13 protein-coding genes are annotated in these 17,567 nt (G+C 38.4%); 3 read left to right on the top strand and 10 right to left on the bottom strand.

Annotation, left to right across the window (positions count from 1 at the left end; all coding sequences use genetic code 11):
- Nucleotides 1-217: 217 nt before the first annotated feature.
- From DEU40_RS10420 to DEU40_RS10395, 6 genes are all read right to left on the bottom strand, one after another.
- On the bottom strand, nucleotides 218-808 hold the full coding sequence (locus DEU40_RS10420; protein WP_110009766.1) for a hypothetical protein: 591 nt from the start codon (nucleotides 806-808) through the stop codon (nucleotides 218-220).
- 6 nt (nucleotides 809-814) lie between these two features.
- A complete protein-coding gene (locus DEU40_RS10415; RefSeq protein ID WP_110009765.1) occupies nucleotides 815-5,608 on the bottom strand; it encodes an RHS repeat-associated core domain-containing protein in 4,794 nt (1,597 codons plus the stop codon).
- An 18-nt stretch (nucleotides 5,609-5,626) separates the two neighbouring features.
- Nucleotides 5,627-6,886, bottom strand: coding sequence for a tetratricopeptide repeat protein (locus DEU40_RS10410; protein ID WP_110009764.1), 1,260 nt, complete (start codon nucleotides 6,884-6,886; stop codon nucleotides 5,627-5,629).
- A complete protein-coding gene (locus tag DEU40_RS10405) occupies nucleotides 6,886-9,048 on the bottom strand; it encodes a type VI secretion system Vgr family protein (RefSeq protein ID WP_110009763.1) in 2,163 nt (720 codons plus the stop codon). Before DEU40_RS10405 ends, DEU40_RS10410 begins: the two co-directional genes overlap by 1 nt.
- A 532-nt stretch (nucleotides 9,049-9,580) precedes the next feature.
- Nucleotides 9,581-11,347, bottom strand: coding sequence for a S41 family peptidase (locus DEU40_RS10400; protein ID WP_110009762.1), 1,767 nt, complete (start codon nucleotides 11,345-11,347; stop codon nucleotides 9,581-9,583).
- Between the two features lie 76 nt (nucleotides 11,348-11,423).
- Complete coding sequence (locus tag DEU40_RS10395; RefSeq protein ID WP_110009761.1) at nucleotides 11,424-11,927, bottom strand: DinB family protein; 504 nt, start codon at nucleotides 11,925-11,927, stop codon at nucleotides 11,424-11,426.
- A 147-nt stretch (nucleotides 11,928-12,074) separates the two neighbouring features.
- Between DEU40_RS10395 and DEU40_RS10390 the strand changes: the two genes are divergently transcribed.
- Together DEU40_RS10390 and DEU40_RS10385 are read left to right on the top strand one after the other, a co-directional pair.
- On the top strand, nucleotides 12,075-13,226 hold the full coding sequence (locus tag DEU40_RS10390) for a tetratricopeptide repeat protein (RefSeq protein ID WP_110009760.1): 1,152 nt from the start codon (nucleotides 12,075-12,077) through the stop codon (nucleotides 13,224-13,226).
- A gap of 63 nt (nucleotides 13,227-13,289) precedes the next feature.
- Nucleotides 13,290-13,628: a nuclear transport factor 2 family protein gene (locus tag DEU40_RS10385; protein ID WP_110009759.1), complete on the top strand. Its 339-nt coding sequence runs from the start codon at nucleotides 13,290-13,292 to the stop codon at nucleotides 13,626-13,628.
- On the opposite strand, the gene DEU40_RS10380 is transcribed toward DEU40_RS10385, so the two are convergent.
- From DEU40_RS10380 to DEU40_RS10365, 4 genes are all read right to left on the bottom strand, one after another.
- Entirely contained in the window at nucleotides 13,625-14,188 is a 564-nt protein-coding gene (locus DEU40_RS10380) for a DUF6624 domain-containing protein (protein ID WP_110009758.1), read from the bottom strand. The two genes, DEU40_RS10385 and DEU40_RS10380, sit on opposite strands and share 4 nt — an antisense overlap.
- A gap of 57 nt (nucleotides 14,189-14,245) precedes the next feature.
- A complete protein-coding gene (locus DEU40_RS10375) occupies nucleotides 14,246-14,797 on the bottom strand; it encodes an AAA family ATPase (RefSeq protein WP_110009757.1) in 552 nt (183 codons plus the stop codon).
- A gap of 56 nt (nucleotides 14,798-14,853) precedes the next feature.
- A complete protein-coding gene (locus DEU40_RS10370) occupies nucleotides 14,854-15,849 on the bottom strand; it encodes an MsnO8 family LLM class oxidoreductase (RefSeq protein WP_110009756.1) in 996 nt (331 codons plus the stop codon).
- Between the two features lie 65 nt (nucleotides 15,850-15,914).
- Nucleotides 15,915-16,271 (bottom strand): winged helix-turn-helix transcriptional regulator, encoded by a 357-nt coding sequence (locus DEU40_RS10365; protein ID WP_110009755.1) that lies wholly within the window; start codon nucleotides 16,269-16,271, stop codon nucleotides 15,915-15,917.
- A 108-nt stretch (nucleotides 16,272-16,379) separates the two neighbouring features.
- On the opposite strand from DEU40_RS10365, the gene DEU40_RS10360 reads away from it, so the two are divergent.
- The gene (locus tag DEU40_RS10360) at nucleotides 16,380-17,513 is read left to right on the top strand and encodes an MFS transporter (RefSeq protein ID WP_228406495.1); all 1,134 of its coding nucleotides are present in this window, start codon (nucleotides 16,380-16,382) and stop codon (nucleotides 17,511-17,513) included.
- Nucleotides 17,514-17,567 lie beyond the last annotated feature (54 nt).

Here is a 17,567-nt window from a genome sequence, read left to right as displayed (position 1 = left end):
GATATATCCATTTCATGTTTATTTTCTACAAAATACTTTAAAATATTATTACCTGAAAGGTGATTTTCTTCCAGATATTTTTGCTAAAAGCGGTGGACTAAACACCACAAAACCTTTAAGTTTTGAGAATATTTTTTTCATATATGGATTGAATTTCGTCTACCCTTTTAATTATGACAGGTAGATCCGTCATATCATTATAATAGGAGGTTCAGTATTAATTGATCATATTTTCCTCATTAAATGCTATAAAATCATTTTGTGAAATGTTGTCAATACTATCTATCAGTCTATCTTCTGCAGCTATTTCATTATCATAAAATTGTTCAAGATATTCTTCACTTTCTTCATCATCTCCATCAGGATTATTATTAAAAAACTCTTCAGATTTCAGGTTATTGATTACATCTAAAGTATAATCTATTGTTGATTTTATCTTCGACTCCTCTCCTTTTACAATTTTTATGATATTGGTTGCAATCATGACAATATTCACCGCAATTGCGGCCTGATAACTACTGTATTCGTCGTCTTCAGGAGCTAACTGATCTAGATTATTAAACCTCTCAATATCAGAATAATTCAGCTCATTACCCATAAAAATATGACTGAAAACGTAGTCTGAAAACTCAGTAAGCTGTGTACTCCCATTCTTAAAACGTTGAGCATAATCATAATCATCATCTTTAATTTCTTCTTCAAAAAGTTGATACAAGTCTTTAATTCTTATAAGTGAGGACAAATTAAATTTGATTTTATTTTCTTTACTAAGGTTTAATGATTTTTCTTTAACTGAATTTTCGCTCATGTCTGTTTATTGATATTTTGGTTGATATTTTCCTTCAGGAATGTGGTATTTCCCTCCTTCCTGTCTATTTTTACTAAACTTACCTGTTGTAGCTTCTTCAAATTTAACATTATTATTGTTCATGTGATGCTCACAATCAATACAAATTTTCGTGCTAGGTTCAATTTCCTTAATTCCTTTTTTAGCATTAATTAAAGCTTCTTCAGCGTGAACATTGTCTGCTTTACTTTGTATCACAGTAACTCCCATTTCTTTTGCCCATTCTTTTATCTGTCTTGGTACATATTTTTTACTTGAAGAAACATAGTAATTACCATTACCATCAGTTCCTACAGCTGTGACACTGAATCCTTTGGCATCACCAAGAGTACTGTGAGCATCCTTAACTAACTCCTGTAAAAAGTTAACAGGATCATTATGCAGACCAAAAATATCTACCCAGGTATTGCTGTCACTTACAAAAGCATACATGGTATCATTATTACCCAGTAATCCAATAGGATCTTTTGAAATATACGTTCCAGAAGAAGAATCATAATATCTCCATCTGTTATAATAAATCCCTTCCACTTCCTGGTCTGCATACTGGCCAAGTTGACGGAATGGAATAAAATACAGATCTCCTGTACAGTCTCTCAGGTTTCCATAGATATCAAACTCAGCTTTCCAGATCTGCTCTCCTTTTTCATTATAGGACTGTATGGGTCTTCCAATATAATCTGAAACGATACTGAAGCGCTCTCCATTTATAATTTTTGCACAAGGACAAAATGCGCCTCTTTCGTATACCCACGTTACGAGATTTTCTGTTACTTCATCTTCTTTTTCCAATTCACCAGCATCAGTGATGTGGGTTTTAGGAATTTCTTCTATATCATAACTCCATTCATGTAAAAGGACATTAGCATCCCATACAAATCGGGTTACTTTATTTTCTATGATTTTTGAAATTCTACGTCCAAGTGCATCATATTCAAAACGTACTTCTTTACCATTGGGACGTTTTACTTTTGCCAGCATTCCGTTGGCATTCCACGAGTACGCCCAATCTCCGGATTCCCATTCAGTATTCTGGATTTCTTCTGAAAGGCCATTATGTACATCAGGCCAATCGGTTTCTTTCAGTATTTTTTGATTACTAAACCAATCTGAAGCTATGGGTTTATAATAAGGATGAATATTCTCCTGTTTTCCGGTAGGTTCAGGTTTAATATTATTGATAGGCCGCTTACTTTTTAAGAGTAAATTTCCTTCTTCATCATAATGATAAAACCAGTTTTTATCCCGCATAAGCTTTCCTCCTTTATCATAAATACGGTCATTTCTTCTGACACTTTCATACAAACAACCTGTTTCATCAGGGTTTTTATACTGTACTTCGCCATTGGAATATTCTGCTGCCATCAGGCTTCCAAAAGCATCATAGTCAAATCTTGTCCTTCCTCCGGTAACTCTGTCTAGTACATGTAGCAGACGGCTTCCTGCACTCCAGTCATAATCTTTATGGACCTTGGTATTGGTTTTATTCACCACTACTTTCTGACTTACAGGCATTCCGATGTGATCAAATTCAAAGGTACTTTCTACCCCACCAGTCATTTCACGGGAATACATCTGTCCGTTACGGCTGATCTCAAGATTCATTTTCCAGGGTAAATCCGAATTTTGACTGGCAGCTGCTACTGTTATAAGCTGATCAAAATCATTATAAGAATAATCGATTTCTGCACCCAAACTGCTTTGTAAGCTGATCAGATTACCGTGATTATCGTATTCATAATGAATAGAATGCTCACCTTGCTGCTCGCTGGTAACCAATCCCAGTTTATTTCTCCTGAAGAGAACGCTGCTGCTTTCATTATCTGCCCTTATCAATAATCCTGAAGTATCATACTGATAAGCTTCCCAGGTTCCATCCGCATAATGCGCCTGGGTCAATCGGCCAGCCAGATTATATTCATAAAATACATTTTTTCCAAGAGGTGTCCGGCTTTGGCTCACCAGGCCGTCTTTATCCCTTATAAAGAATTTCTTCTGACCGTCAAAGCCTGTTTCGCCAATGATGTCATTGTTATTATTTCTTTCAAAAGAATAGCTTTCTCCTTTTTCATTGGTAATGCTCATTAAATTTTCATACGCATCATATCCGAAGACTAACGTTTCTTCTTTTTTATGGGTATGTGCATTCCGTCTTACCTGACGTTTCAGGCTTCCCATCGGCGTATAACTCATCAACCATTCTGCATACCCGTCTGTAGCATATACAGGAAGGTCGTAGGCATCATAACTGACTTTTAACGGCAATTGTCCCTGTTCATTCATTTCTATAACCCTGCCTATTTTATCTCTATTCCAAAGAGTTTTGTTCAAAGGTTTTGGACTATAAATCAGAAGTCTGCCATAAGCATCATACTTCCAGTACTGCTCTGCTCCGGCATTATTCGTCAGCTGGATAAGCTGGCCTCTGTCATTATACCCATAATGGGTAATAATATCTCTTTTAAAACTTCTTTCAGGTACTTTCCCTCCGTCAGTATATTCATAGCTGATAGTTTCTTCCATAGGATCAGTGTAACTTAACAACTTTCCATCCTGATCATAATGCCATATTTCTGAAGCTCCTGAAGGGGAAAAGCGAGCCGTAACCTGTCCGTACTCATTGTAATGGTAATGATATTCTTCTCCATCTGGAGTATGGTAAATTTTGATATTTCCCATCTCATCATAAGTATATCCGTGAACGCGTCCTTCCGGGGTTCCCATCATCTTCAGTTCGTTGTGGGCTGTGTAATCATACCAGGTTTCCCCTCCTTCTCCATCTATTTTTTTGTAAACCAGAAAGTTTTCATCATAATGATATTCCTCGGTTTTATTGTTTTGCTTTGGATAGATAACTTCCGTGTAACCTTCCTCATCATGGTAATGAAGTCTTCCTTCCATATACCCATCCGTACCTTTGGTATGAACTACTCTTCCGTTTTTATCATATTCCCACTGATAACTCATCCCGTTCCGGTTAGTTCTTCTCACCACATGGTTTTCTCCATCATAGTCAAACACGATGGCTTTTTTATGAATATCCCAGACATGGGTAAGGTTGCCACGTTCATCATAGTCGTACCTAACCTGCAGATCTCTCTGGTTTTTATAACAATAGTAAACCTCTGTTACTTTTTTATATATCGGGTGAATTACAGTTTCTATACTGCAGCCAGTTTTTACATCTTTTATACTTTTCAGTACAATGTTCCGGGCTTCATACTCATATTCCCTGATTGTTCCGTCACCATATTCAATACGGGTTACCTTATAAATAACTCCTTCCAAAATATGATGAAAACGTTTATATGTATAGACATCAGTTCCTTTACGAACAATCCAGATACTGCTATTGGGTCTGTATTGCCATATTTTCTGATCTCTGAAATAAGTCATTTCTTCTCCAATCTCCGGTGCAGGAATCAGCATTGCCATATTTTCTTCCGGATGCATCCAGCCTGCAAACTTATTATCTTCATCAGGAAGAATAAACAGATCATGATTATTGAAAACACCATTTCCAAGAGGTCCGAAATCATAAGGCCGGTCGCTATGCCAGATATTTTTCCAGCTTAAAGGGGTGCTGCCCTGAATTATAAAATCATCCCATTCAAAAACCATGGCACCGGTTGCAAAATTTACAGGTTCAAGGCCGTAATGACATAATTTTTTGGATAATGCATTGGCTAATTTGAATTTATTGAAAGGTGCCTTTTTAAGAACACTGTTGTTTAGTTTTTTTAAACCGTTAGCACCAAGTTTTCCTAATTTCTTGGTTAAACTTCTCATTAAAAACATTCCGGCAAGACGCATCAGCATTTCTCCGGGTGTATAAACATGGGGTACAAAAGCGCCTCCTACCAAAACCGGTCCACCCGTATTGATCTGAATATACATGCTTGAAAAGTTATTATAGAAAGCAAAATAGGCCAGTGGATTTTTCTTTGGCTTATCAGGCATTGCGGGCAGCATTGTCATTCCGAAAGGAAATCCCATACAGGTTAATACCTGCTGAGGCTGGTTACCGCTCATTTTACTTCCCTGCGCCAGAACGGTCTGCGAACCGTAATACACTTCTCCTTCGTGTGGAGCTTCCTGAGGAAAAGGAATGATATACACCGGAATAAGCGATGTGACATGTCTGAACGGAATGACCACTCCCATCACACTGGTTGTGGTGGTTGCTTTGTGCCTTCCATGAACATATATAGAGCCTCCAAGCGGAATATTTTCCGGAAGAGAAGGCATCAGGTTTCTGGCAAATTGCGGAATCGGAATTTTAATGGTAATATAATCCATAATATCAAAAACAATCCCGATAAACGGATGAGGCAGCGGCAATGGAATAAACATGAATGAAGGAGGCGGCGGAATGAGAGTCCAGTGGATATCAATGGCCAATACAATATCAAAATGTTTACTTGTATGCTGAATGGCTGTGGAAGGCATTGCAGGATTATTAACCTTAATCAGTTTCACTTTGCTTTCCGGAGCGGCCTTTTCTACTGTCACAGCACTGTCGCCACCTCCGCCTCCACTGCTTTTTTCCGGCTGTCCGGCATCTCCTCCCACTATAGATTTAGCCATAGAAACAGGATTCAGGGAATCAAAATTATTTTTCATTCCGTTCTTCCATCCCTGTTTGGTTTTATCCCAGCTTACCGAAGTAACATCTGTATTTACCTTCCATGAGCGGTCTGGGTTCATGTCCGGTTTTGCTACTTTAATGGGTTTTACTGTTTTTTTATTCAGATCTGCCATGATTCTTTTAATTTGAGATTACCCTGCTTTTGGTTTTTCCACGCTCACCTTCCAGTCATCACCAAAATAAGTCTTCATTTCACTGTCCAGTTTTGTTTTTTTATCGGTATCGCCTTCATATTTAAGAATAAGCATTGAGGCGACAAACCTCAGGCTGCTCTGTTCTCTTGCTGAAGGATCCATCAATTTTGCTATATCCAGACATTTTTCAAAATACCGGATCATTTTATCTTTTGTCAGCACCGTATCATTCAATGTAGCGATGATCCTGTAACACTCAATCGCCATTGCATATTCTCCTATTTTATGAGCCGTCTCTGCGGCTTTTTCAAATGCTTTTTCTGCCCTGGACTTTTTGGAGTTGCCTAACAAATGGCTGCCATAATTCATATACATCTGAACTTCCAGAGGAGTATCAGGTTCTACTTTTTCAAATATTGTCCGATAGGTATCTTCTGCCCTATCCTTCTTCCTGTCCGCTATATATGCCTGGGTAAGCATAAAATAGGCAGAAATTTCACCCTGTTTATTTTTTTGTTCTCCGGCAAGCTTCACCGCCTTTTTCAATGCGTGCTCTGCTTCTTTGAATCTTTCTTTGCTTAAATGATTACTCGCTATAAGAATCTGCTGCTGGAAGTCTGTATCCGGGCTGTTCTTCTTACGGTTGGTATGAGCGGCAGTATTCTGCATTAACTGATGAATGTCTACTTCTATTCTGAAGCTGTGGGCTGAAGAGATACCGGCCAAAGTCCTGTAATGGTGATGTTCCGCCCAAACCAGTTTTATATCTTTATTTCCCGTTGCTTCACAGATCCTGCACCATTCTTTCACCCATAAAGAAAGTTCTTCGGTATCATTAATCCTGAGCGGAGCAATGTAGATATAGATTTTAGAATCCTTAATATTCGGGAAGTTTTTCTTTAGTTCCAGCAAAGGGTAAAAAGCTTTGTAAGCATCTGTTTTAAAACTTTCATCCGGCTTTTCCAGATTCCAATGGGGAATATCTGCCTCGCTTTTCTTCAGCATTTCATAGAACTCAGTCCATTCATCCAATAAGGTTTGTCCGAAGGAGTTCATTCCGTTAAATTCCTGGTAATGGAGTAAAAAAACATCATCTCCTTCTTCATCTTCAGAAAGTTTCGATTTGATAAATCCATCAAAAAGATCGGTTTCATGTTTTTCTCCCAAACAGATCAGCATAGGCTTTTCTTCATTCTTTGAAACCACTTTCTGCCATTGTCTTTTTAATTTAATCAACTCCAGATCTACAGGATTCATTAATTCAGTTTTACAGTTCCACTTACAATATTCGTCTCGCTTCCTCCACCGACATTGATTTTTCCTCCACTGCTGAGATTGGCTTCAGTATCACCTCTCATGGAAAGCGTATTGGTTCCGATATCCAGGGTATCGGATTTGATTCCGACACCTGAAGTAGGTTCACCGTCTTCAGGCCCTACTCCAACTCCGATACTCGTTGTGCCGCCAACACCAATATTAACTCCCTGTATAAATATTTCTTTTCCTTTAATCTGAATATTTCCCTCTTTATCCATATAAATCGAGCTGCTTCCGCAATTCAGCGTAATGGAAATTTTGCTGTCTATGCTTATATTTCCCGCTCCATCCAGAAAAACAGAATTTTGATCTTTATCTTTTACGGTAATTCCACCGGCATCATCCAGACTCATGGTATGTCCGCTTTTACTGCTTAAGCTTTTAATATTATTTCCGGCACCGCCGCCACCGCCAACTCCGCCATGGAACATTCCTCCCATCACAAACGGACGATCAGGATGCTGGTGTGCAAAATTGACCACTACCTGATCTCCTTCCTCCGGAATCGCCATAAATCCACGATTTTTACTCACTTTCTCACTTCCTCCTCCATCGGGAGTCATCACTCTGATATATTCTGTTGTAGTAGAGCCATTCTGCCAGTCAAACTGTACTTTCACTCTTCCCTGGTTTAAAGGATCTGCATTGGAAATCACTTTGGCAAACTGGGCATCTGCTTTTGGAGTATGAAACTCCGGGCGGGGAATGAATCCGGTATCAGAAGCTATAGCCTCAAAAGTTCCGGTATAATATCCTCTGGCATCTACCTCATGATACATATCTGTAATCATTAATTTGGTAAAATAGGTTGTTTCGCTGCTTTCGGCTTTTCTCATTTCAATATCAGCGATACAGCCCGGATAAAGGAATGGCACTGTTGTAACTCCTGAAATCACGAAGACTTCAGCGGCTTTACTTCCGGCAGTTCCTTTCTGCGAAGTTTCCACATCCATGAAAGACACCGCTTTTATAGGCGCTACCCTCAGCGATGGAGTGGTGAATGTTTTTTCTGAAATTTCGTAGGCTCTCTTCGCAATATCTGAAGTATGATTAATCTTTGAGCTTCCTGCCGTTAATTTTTCATTTTTACTGCTGTTGTAACCGTAAAATGACGGATTCACGTGCTGTGCCTTCATTTTTATCTTGACATCACTCACACTGCTGCCATAGGTTAGCTTTACAGGTTTTTCCTGAGGTGGAAGTTTCCCGAAATGCAGTACTTCACCATCGTAATAAAACTGTTCACCGTAGGCTTCCGCAATCCGGGCGAGATAGTTATAATGAGTTTCTTCATATTGTGAGCTGTAAGAAACATTTCCATGGGCTGCGTCTACTCTGAAATCGAACGTATTTTGTCCCAGACCTTCTTTGATCACCTGGTCTGCGATACTGTTCAGACTGATTTCCTGGGCTCCGCCAAAACTTTGAATATGGGGTGCTGCATCTAAAAGAACCGTAGGGCTGGATCCTGTAAGAACGATATTTCCCAGGCTTCCTTTTTCCTGGCTGAAACCTACTTCTGTGATGACCCCAACGAAATTTCTTTCCGGACCGTCTTCAACATCTTTATATCTGAAAATAACCGTAATTCTTTTTCCCAGAAAGTTCTGAGCTTCTTCCAGATTGTGGTTTTCGGAATTTCCCAAACTATCGTGAGCCAGCATCAGATCAAATTCATGATGTTTTACAGCACTTTGTTTTAACTGAAAATGCTTGAAATGTTTAATGACCTTTCCGTCAATTACGATTTCAAGTTTTACCACACGGTTAATTCCGGCTACCTGATTTCCGGGTATCGTACTGGCATTATAAATTCCTGAAGTTGGCTGCTTAGCCCACACTTTATCTTCTACCAGTGTGGGAGGGTTGGATTGTTTAACCTGGTTCATAAACATTTGGGACCCGTTTTGAGCCATCCCTGTATAGGCCTGGGCCTGAGCCATTTTTTCTGAAGCTTTTTTAATGGTTCCACTCGATTTTTCCTGTGCTTCCTGAGCAGCTTTATGAACTGCCTCATCCGTCAATGTTTGTTTAACATTCTTTACAGCTGAAATTTTATCTTTGGAAACAGGCAATTTGGGTGAATGATCGTCCTGAAACATAATGGTAATATTTGATTGATTGGGTGTCAGATTTTTTTATGCTGAAAGTGATCCGGACCATAAACTTCAGATCATTTCACTATCCGTGCTTCATCTGTAAAGAGGAATCCGGATATTGAGGTCGTAACAGGGTGTTAAAAGGAAAAGCACAACTATAAGTTTACTTTGTATCCCTGTTGAAATTCAGGATTTCGCCTGATTTTATTGTTGTAATATGCAGATTGTAATCATTATTAATTTTTTGTCATTTGATTGGTGGTATTACAAAGATAAAGCGGTAATTGCTATTCAGGAAATTTTCAATGGATAATCTGAAATTTTGTCGTAGTTCTACGACTTTTCATCAATAATTCCAAAATAAATGATTAAAAAAAAGAAATAAATACCTCAATATCAAATAAATATTTAACATTTTTTAATAAATGAAAAGTATAAATTTATCACTTAAAATAGAAATAATCTAAAATGTTATAATAAAAAACCAGCTGCAAAAAATAAATTTACAGCTGGCTTTATAGGTGTGAAAAATTTTTTATTGTTTTCTAAGTTCTGCTACTTTTTTCAGATAAACATCGGTCTGATCAAGAAATTCCTGATCGGTCTGCTGTATTGTCACGTGAGGAATAATCCCCTGTCCTCTTTTCTGATCAGGAAGATTTTGAGCATCCTGAATGACGTGTACAATAGAAAATCCTGTCTGGATTCCGGTATTAGGAAGTTCATACACCAATGGAAGATGGCCATTATGTTCATAATAGCCTCCTACCGTTTCTTTTCCAATCACAACAGCATTGGTATAGGATTTAATAAGGGAAGCAAGGTGTGAAGCTGCAGAAGCTACCCTTTGATCAACAAGCAGATAAAGCTGTCCTTTAAAAGTTCTTTCATTAGGCAAAACGGATGGATTCTTATCATCTGCCCAGTAATATTTTCCCTGAACACTTTTAGGATAAAGCTGTTTCAGATAGGCATTAAGGCCATGTTTATCCTGTACGCCGTTAGAAAGGAAAAGAGGAGTTATAATGAGTTTTTCCTCCAAAGGGACTTCATTGAATTGGGTGTAAGCATAGTGACTGTCACGGAAAGGTCTTTGTGTAAGATAAGAGAATACTTTTTCATAAAGAGCTCCTGTGCCTCCTGTATTTCCTCTGAGATCAATGATCAGATTCTGTATTTTTTCCTTTTCCAGAGTATCCATCATCTGATCAAGAAAAACACTGAATTTTTTATAGGCCGGATCTTCTTTTCCGGTGGCAAAATCGAATCCTCTCAAAGATAATCTGTAAATTCCTTCTCCTTCTTTGCTGAAGCTATATTTTTCAGACAGCATTTTTTTGTCAAAGGCAAGCGAATATCTTGATTCCTGAAGTTTTTTGAAAGTTTCCAATGGTATTCCTTCCAGAGAAACTTCTTTTACGGCACCATTCCATTTATATCGGATCACATAATTTTTATGGTTTCCGAATTCCATATAAAATTTATCCAGCATTCCTCTTTCAAAACCTGTTGTTTCCTTGTAAGGCATAGAATAGCCGTCAGAAAAATAGTATTGCGAAAAACGGCTGATCATTTCTTTTGCAGGAACTCCGTTGATGGAAAGAATTTCGGCACCAAGAGGTATTGCTGCCTCTTTTGAATCCTGAAGCAGGCGTCCGTCAATATTCTTCAGAGTGATGGGCAGATATTCAGGTTTCTGGGTGAGATAATAGGAGGCGTGATTAGGTAAATCCGTATAATTATGGCAGCTTCCTTCAAATCCGGTAATTCTGGCAATGATTTTATAGAAATCAAAAATATTTTTGCTGTTTCTGGCTTCTGCTTCCGCCTGCTGGTAGATGCTGTCTATCTGCTTTTTGCTTCTGTACACATAGAGTCCGGAATTTGCTTTTTCCCTGATCAGACGGAATGTTCTGAGATCTTCCACAAACTGATCGGAACTGAACTGGCCGTTCAGAACAGGTACGCTTTTAGATTCGGCAATAGATACTTTTGCGATTTTACTTTTTTCAAGATAAGATTTAGCCCAGATCTTTACTTCATATTTCTTTCCTTTTTCAGGAGTAAAATATAGGCGCTCCACACTTTTTATTCCTCTGGAATCATCCTGTTCTTTCAGTTTCTTTCCATCCATGAACAAAGCAATTCCCAAATTAGCATCAGCCGACTGTACTGAGATCCATGATGGTTTGTAAGATTGTGGTGAATATTTCAGGGTGTCTCCCGGTTTAAGCTCCAGATGAGTCTGTGCATATGTACTGTTTAAGAATAGCAAAAGAGGGATGATAAGAGGTCTGGCCATTATTATTTTTTTGAATGGGCTAATATACAAATTAACCTCAACCGATTGAATATTCTTCGGCTATTCCCTTTCAGCACTATAGTTTCACACTCATATCCTGTACTTCTTCTGCAGAAAATCCATAGATCTGTGGGGTTTTTACATCCAGAAGGTTCAGATAGATATATAATTCTGCCCTGTGGTGGATTTCATGTTCTATCATAGCCCGGAGCCATTTCCACAAAGAAATTTCATGATTGGCAGGAGTAAGGCATTTCCTGGTAAGATCCTCATCTGAAAGTCCTGCGATGATTTCAAGAGTCTGCCTGTGCATTTCATTAAAAAACTTAACGGTATCCGCATAGCCGTCAGCAAGGTCTTTACCACAACCCGGATAAGCACTTTTCCTTCCTGATATAGTTTCCCCGTACATATACCTTTCGATGGCTGCAATATGTCTTATCTGATCTCCAATGGTAAATTTTCCCGGTTTATAGGAAAAATCAATATGCTCAGGAGGAACAACTTCAATAATGCGGTTGGTTCTCTCTCTTATTTTCTCATAATAATCAATGAATGACTGTACAGTTTTTATTTCCATATCTTATGCCTGATTTTTATATAAAGTGAATATAAGAAATCTGACTTAGTGTTTCATCATAAACCATTCAGAATAAAAAAATCCCCGATAAGTGAGACTAAAATTTGGATCCCTGGTAAATAACCTATATTTTAGTTAAAAATAACCATGATGAAAAGAGGAATCTGCTTGTGTATTATTCTATTAAGCTTTAAAAATCTTACTGCCCAGTCTGCAAAAATTGATACTGAAAAACTTCTTGAGTATTACGAAACACAACGTTATGCTGATGCAGCTAATTATCTTCAGAGCATATATCCCGGAGATACACAGGATATAAAAGCTCTGTCGCAAATAGCCTATTGTAATATGATGGCCGGAAAACTACCGGAAGCAGAAAAAAATTATCTGAAGATCAACACTATTCAACCCGACAGTGTGCCCACCTTATTCAGTTTGGCCAGTATCAATTCCAGACGGGGAAATGTTTCCAATGCCAAAACGTATCTTCAACAGATTATCCGGCTGGACAGTCTTAACTTCAGTGCTTATAAACAGCTTGCGGCTTATGCAGAAACTCCTGAATCCAGACTTTCTTACCTCAAAAAAGCCAATACCCTTAATTCTGCAGATCCCGATGTTGCTTTTGATCTTTCTGCAACTTACAGCAGCCTCAAACAATATCAGTCTGCGTATGATGTATTGAAAACAGCCATTGCAGCCGATACTGAGAACTTTACTTTACTGCAGGCTCTACTTCCGGCTGCCAACCAACTCCACAAATATCCGGAAGTGATTGAAACAGGTGAAAAGCTCCTGAAAAACCATGCTGATGTTAATGTAATGAATGATCTCGGACAGGCCTATTTTTATGTCAAGGATTATCAGAAATGTATCACGCTTTATAAAACACTGGAAGATATGGGAGTACAAAATGAAGGTACATTATATTTTATGGCCCTGAGCTATCGTGAACTGAAAGATTATAACAATGCTGCCCTCTATGCACAAAAGACTATTGACGAAGCTATTTCAGATCACACCAACCTTTATTATGCTGCACTTGCAGGCATTTATGAAGCTAAAAACCAGTATAATGATGCTTTGACAGCTTATAAAAGAGGATTAACTTTTGGTACCAGCAATATTATTTATTACCGTTTGGGGCTTCTTTATGACCTCAATCTGAAGCAGCCTAAGAATGCCGCAACATATTATCAGACATACCTCAAAAACAATCCTGATCAGGACAAGGAAAAAGAGCAGATTGCCTATGCAAAAGGAAGAATTATTGCTTTAAAACAGATAAGCTCTTTATGATTATAGTCACAAGCAGAATCTCCGGTGATCCGTTAATTTTGTATAGACAATAAACAGAATATTATGGACAATACAACTCAAAACACAGCAGAACTGTTTATCCAATATCTAAACGAAGAAAATTTTGATAAGGCAGAAAGCTGTCTTGATCCTGATTTTACATTTATAGGAGTAATGGGAAAGAGAGAAGGAGCCTCTGTTTACATCAAAGATATGAAGCAGATGAAGTTTAAGTATGAGATTCTTAAGACTTTTACTTCCGGTGAAGATGTTTGTTTCTGGTACAATATTGATATGGGAGAAAAAACAATAGAGTCTTCGGGATGGTATCACATCAAGGATGGAAAGATCCGTACTTTAAAAGTTCTGTTTGATCCGAGACCTTTATTAAAAGAGTCTTAAATCCATCCTGTTTTTTTCCTCCAGGCGGTATATTCAGCGTCTTTGCTATCAATTTCCGGAATGTCCTGGACCTCCGGGATTTTATTAATATCTGATTCGGAAAGGACCCGCAGATTTACCTTTTCGCGTTCTGTATTTAATTTTTCCTTGTTCTCTACGGGATAAATTATTCCGTCGGAGGTCAGCTGAGTACCATATTTTTGAGGTTTACCCTGAAAAACCTGAATCCTGTCATATAAGTAGGCTTTATGGATAGGATTAATATCATTACAATGCTTTTCCATCATAGCGTAGCTTGTTTTCATAAATTCGGGTTCGCCGATAGCATGCTGGATGATCAGCCATGCTGCATCATTAGCTTCCTCGCCTACTTTTGAGATGGTAGGATAACCGATTTCTGCAATAATTTCACGCAGCCGTTGTGCATTGGCTCTATGGATCTTTTCCATTTCGGGATGATAGCCTGCGGATAATTCTCCAGCCAGCAATAGTTTTTCTCTTACAGACAGGTCTTTGTCAGCCATTTCGATCAGTTCTTTTTCAAAAGGAAGATGATTCATACTTGATAATTGATGAGTGATGAGTGATGAGTGATCATTGATAGATGATGAAATACTTTATAAGAGCCTGTCAAGGATAAAAAGGGCTCTGTTTTCTACTGAAATTTTCGGGACTTCTATGATATTGTAACCATATTCCTGATAAATTTCGTTCATGCATTCAAAGGTAAGCATAGATTTCTCGAAGGTTTGTTTTCTTTCAGGGTCATTTTCGTAAATCTCTTTCCATGGCGGCAGAATGAAAACATTGTTATGATAAATCATTTCTCTTGCTTTAACCTCCATAGATTCCGGAACAGGAATATTTTCAAGTTTCATATAACCCAGTGTATCCAGTATTCCACGGTCAAAGAAAACAGGTTTTGCAGAAGCTGTCTGACTTATTCTCAGGTAGGTTTTTACAGATTCTTCGAACATCAGTTCTGCAAAAAGTTCTTTGTTAAGCCATGGAAGCCCTTCACCACCGGAATCCATCTGTTCTTTAATGATTCTCCTTCCTTCTTCAGGTACAGTTAACAGTTCATGGCTGCTTAATTCATCCAGCAACGTTGTTTTTCCTGCTCCGGGACCTCCGGTAATGATATAGAATGTTGAAATATTCTGTTTCATGGGTTTGAATTATAGTATAAAACTCCATCATACAGCAGAATTTCATACTGTGGAGTTTATCTGTTATTTTTAATGATACTTTTATACGTGTTGATGCGGTCTTCTTCCCGGTACATATTACACAATATCAGGAGATCATCGGTATTGTACTTTTGGGCAATTTCATCTAATCTCTGGTTAACAGATTCCGGTGTTTCTATAATAATTCTGTTTAAAACAGTATAGAATTCTTCTTCATCCTTTGTTCCCAGAATCTTCTGTTCCACCACTTCCGGAGAAAGAACCGCATCCGGACTTTCTAATTTCCGGGATTGTAAAAACTGATAGGCCATTCCGTAAGCATTCCGTCTGGCAACTTCTATCGTATCTGCTACTGATACCGATACGGCAACCTGCAGAGAAGGCTGGGAAAAATATTGTGTTCCGTCAAATTCTCTGAGATATGTATCTGTATTTTCCTTTCCGTTCTCACTATTCATAAAAGCAGCGAATGAATATCCAACTCCATGCTTTGCAGCTTCCCGGGCGGAGGTCATTCCTGAGCCCAGCCACATAATTTCCGGAATATGCTGTACATGAGTCGGCTGTGCAATAAGGCCTTCATAGACTCCTTCTTCGTCCTTTATGAATTGAATGATCTCTTCCAGCTTTGTTTCCATATTGGATAACACTACCGGTTTATGATTGTTCAGTGCCATGACAGCATCTTTTAATCCTCCGGGAGCTTTTCCCAGGCCGAGAATAAAGCGTTCAGGATAAAGGGGCGACAGCATTTTGGTCCATTCTGCAATCTTATAGGCAGAATAGTTTCTCATCATGATTCCGGCAGTTCCTATTTTGATCCGGTTTGTTTTACTGAGAGCAATTGCAGCTAAAAGCTCGGGACTGGAACTTCCATAAGCTTCTACTCCATGATGTTCGGAATACATGATGCTGTGAAACCCTGTTTCTTCAGCCATTACAGCAAGATTAAGACTGTTTTTCAATGCAGATGCCGCACTGCCGCCCATGGTGGCGGGTGACTGATCTAATATCCCTAATTTCAGCTTCATACTGTTGGATCAATTTTATGGTGAAGGTATGAAAAAAGCTTTATGCAACAGAAAATGAAGTGTTATCATTCTTTAGGCGGGAAGACAATTCCCTCATCCTTAATCAGATCGTAACCAAATTTCATGATAGTTTCAATAACCGGAATGGCTTTCTCTCCTTTCTTTGTAAGACTATACTCTACTTTTGGAGGAATTACGGGAAATACTTCCCTGTGAATCATCTCTTTAGCTTCCAGCTCACGCAGCTGACTGGTGAGCATTTTATCTGTAATATGAGGAATATCCTTTTTAAGCTCGCTAAAACGGAGTGGCTTCTCCTGCAGTCTCCACAAAATCGGCATCTTCCATGTTCCGCCGATATGACTTAATGCAAATTCAATAGGAGTATAATACAGTCTTTTATCATGGAAAAATTCAGGCATAACAACGTTTTTTAGATTAACACTTTCAAAAAGGTAAGTATAGAACTAAAAGGTAAGTATATAGTTTTCTGATAGTCTATTCTGCAAATTTGCAAAAAAATAATGAATATGAACAGAAATCTTTATGTACTGGCACTAGGTGTTTTCGGAATTACCACTACAGAGTTCGGAGTGATTGGAGTATTACCCGAACTTGCTTCCGCATTCCGGGTTTCCATTGAAAAAGCGGGATGGCTGCTGAGTGCATTTGCATTGATCGTTGCTGTTTTCGGGCCCTTCATGCTTCTTATATTGTCTTCTTTCAAAAGGAAAAGCTTATTAATTTTTTCTTTATCGGTTTTTGTTGCTGCCAATATCCTGTCTGCATTTATTACCAATTTTTATCTCCTTCTCATCGTTAGAATGATTCCTGCATTTTTTCATCCGGTATACTGGTCCATTGCTTTATCTGTCGCCGGGCAAACCTCAGATCCTGCAGAGAAATCCAGGGCTGTTAGTATTGTTTTTTCTGGGCTTACACTAGCAACGGTTTTAGGAGTGCCATTGGCAACATTTATATCTGGCCTGCTTTCCTGCCAGTCCTCTTTTTTACTTACCGCTTCCATTAATGGAGTTGCTCTGGCGGGAGTATGGTTTTATCTGCCATCCATTCAGAATACGGGAGCATCTTCAGGTAAATTTCCCATTAAAATATTCCGGAATAAACATCTATGGAACGGGCTTTTTCTGGCATTCTTCATCATTGCAGCCATGTATTCAACTTATGGTTATATGGCAGATTTTTTAAAGAATGTCACCCAAATGAACGGGAAACAGATCAGTATACTATTTTTGCTGTTTGGAACCGCAGGAATTGCAGGAAACAGAATTGCAGGAAAATATATGAGCAGGTTTCCGTTTCAGACTACTTTTGTGTTCCTGATTTTATTATCCGGAATCCACCTTCTGATTGGGCATTACGGAAGTTATTTTATACCGATGATTTTGATTGTAACCTTTTGGGGGCTTATTCATTCCGGAGGATTTCTGATCAGTAATGTGAATGTGACCTCATCTGTTTCAGATTCTTCAGAGTTCATCAACAGTATTTTTACTTCCTGCGGGAATTTTGCGGTTACTGCAGGTACTCTTTTGGGAGGTTTTTGGATTGACCGTTATGGTATAGAAAATGTAATGTGGTCAAGTATTGCCGGTCTTGTTCTTGCCATGATTGTACTGCTTGTTAAAAGAAACAGACATTAAGTTGTAATAAAAAGCAAAGCTTTCCATGAAATGGAAGTTTTTTTAAAACGAATA

Source organism: Chryseobacterium sp. AG844 (genome assembly GCF_003182335.1).
Lineage (GTDB): Bacteria > Bacteroidota > Bacteroidia > Flavobacteriales > Weeksellaceae > Chryseobacterium > Chryseobacterium cupriresistens.
Note: the sequence above shows the minus strand (reverse complement) of the source record. Positions and strands in the feature narration are given on the sequence as shown.

Coding starts and splice junctions, on each gene's coding strand:
- DEU40_RS10420 (WP_110009766.1), bottom strand. CDS start 808: ATGAGCGAAAATTCAGTTAAAGAAAAATCATTAAACCTTAGTAAAGAA.
- DEU40_RS10415 (WP_110009765.1), bottom strand. CDS start 5,608: ATGGCAGATCTGAATAAAAAAACAGTAAAACCCATTAAAGTAGCAAAA.
- DEU40_RS10410 (WP_110009764.1), bottom strand. CDS start 6,886: ATGAATCCTGTAGATCTGGAGTTGATTAAATTAAAAAGACAATGGCAG.
- DEU40_RS10405 (WP_110009763.1), bottom strand. CDS start 9,048: ATGTTTCAGGACGATCATTCACCCAAATTGCCTGTTTCCAAAGATAAA.
- DEU40_RS10400 (WP_110009762.1), bottom strand. CDS start 11,347: ATGGCCAGACCTCTTATCATCCCTCTTTTGCTATTCTTAAACAGTACA.
- DEU40_RS10395 (WP_110009761.1), bottom strand. CDS start 11,927: ATGGAAATAAAAACTGTACAGTCATTCATTGATTATTATGAGAAAATA.
- DEU40_RS10390 (WP_110009760.1), top strand. CDS start 12,075: ATGATGAAAAGAGGAATCTGCTTGTGTATTATTCTATTAAGCTTTAAA.
- DEU40_RS10385 (WP_110009759.1), top strand. CDS start 13,290: ATGGACAATACAACTCAAAACACAGCAGAACTGTTTATCCAATATCTA.
- DEU40_RS10380 (WP_110009758.1), bottom strand. CDS start 14,188: ATGAATCATCTTCCTTTTGAAAAAGAACTGATCGAAATGGCTGACAAA.
- DEU40_RS10375 (WP_110009757.1), bottom strand. CDS start 14,797: ATGAAACAGAATATTTCAACATTCTATATCATTACCGGAGGTCCCGGA.
- DEU40_RS10370 (WP_110009756.1), bottom strand. CDS start 15,849: ATGAAGCTGAAATTAGGGATATTAGATCAGTCACCCGCCACCATGGGC.
- DEU40_RS10365 (WP_110009755.1), bottom strand. CDS start 16,271: ATGCCTGAATTTTTCCATGATAAAAGACTGTATTATACTCCTATTGAA.
- DEU40_RS10360 (WP_228406495.1), top strand. CDS start 16,380: ATGAACAGAAATCTTTATGTACTGGCACTAGGTGTTTTCGGAATTACC.